The sequence below is a fragment of the Neoroseomonas rubea genome, assembly GCF_016106015.1.
Lineage (GTDB): Bacteria > Pseudomonadota > Alphaproteobacteria > Acetobacterales > Acetobacteraceae > Neoroseomonas > Neoroseomonas rubea.
Genome location: NZ_JACADQ010000611.1, coordinates 1 through 1,222 on the forward strand (window position 1 = coordinate 1; position 1,222 = coordinate 1,222).

Here is a 1,222-nt window from a genome sequence, read left to right on the forward strand (position 1 = left end):
CTACCGCCCCGCTCGCCGCCGCCGCGGCCGCCGCCGCCCCGGCCCAGCCCGTCGCGGCGCTGGTCGGCCGGCGCGTCGAGGAGGTGGAGCGCGAACTGATCCTCGAGACGCTGTCCCATTGCCTGGGCAACCGGACGCGGGCGGCGGAGATGCTCGGCATCTCGATCCGCACGCTGCGCAACAAGCTGCACGAATACCGCGCGGCCGGGGTGGCGGTGCCGCCGGTTCCGGGCCAGCCGCCCTACGCGCTGGCTGCGGGGTAGCCGGTGGGATCGATCGCCCTTCCCGGCTGGCTGCGCCGGGCCACGCCCGGCAACGACGTCACGCTCGCGCTCGGCGTCGTGGCGCTGCTCGCCGTGCTGGTGGTGCCGCTGCCCGCGGTGCTGCTCGACATGGGGCTCGCGGTCTCGATCACGCTGTCCGTCCTGGTGCTGATGACGTCGCTGTTCCTCAGGCGGCCGCTCGACTTCACCTCCTTCCCGCAGCTGCTGCTGCTCTCGACGCTGCTGCGCCTCGCGCTCAACGTCGCGACCACCCGCCTCATCCTCACGCACGGGCATGAGGGGCCGCAGTCGGCGGGCCATGTCGTCTCGGCCTTCGGCGGGTTCCTGATGGGCGGCGACGTGCTCGTCGGCCTCATCGTCTTCGCGATCCTGCTGGTGGTGAACTTCATGGTCATCACCAAGGGCTCGGGGCGCATCGCGGAAGTCGCGGCACGCTTCAGCCTCGATGCGCTGCCGGGCAAGCAGATGGCAATCGACGCCGACCTCTCGGCCGGGCTGATCGACGAGGGCGAGGCCCGGCGGCGGCGCAAGGAACTCGAGGAAGAGACCGGCTTCTACGGCGCGATGGACGGTGCGGCGAAATTCGTCCGGGGCGATGCGATCGCCGGCCTGATCATCACCTTCATCAACCTGCTGGGCGGCATGGCGATCGGCGTCGCGCGGCACGGGCTGTCCTTCGCCGATGCGGCGCAGACCTTCTCCCTGCTGACGGTGGGCGACGGCCTGGTCAGCCAGATCCCCGCGCTGCTCGTCTCGGTCGCGGCCGGCATCGTCGTCACCAAGGGCAACACCGAAGGCACGGCCGACCAGGTGCTGGTCGACCAGCTGGGGGCCGGGCCGAAGCCGCTCGCCATCGCCGCCGGCGCGGCGGGCTTCATGGCGCTGATGCCGGGGATGCCGCTGCTGCCCTTCCTCGCGCTGGCGGGCGCCGCGGGTGC

Annotated in this window: 2 protein-coding genes; both read left to right on the top strand. The window is 72.3% G+C overall.

The genetic code is table 11. The features are described 5' to 3' along the window. On the top strand, positions 1-263 hold a 263-nt coding region (locus tag HW577_RS25300; RefSeq protein WP_198378844.1), incomplete at its 5' end, for a helix-turn-helix domain-containing protein. Positions 264-266: 3 nt separating this feature from the next. Continuing rightward, the coding region (locus HW577_RS25305; RefSeq protein ID WP_198378845.1) for an FHIPEP family type III secretion protein at positions 267-1,222 on the top strand (956 nt) is incomplete at its 3' end.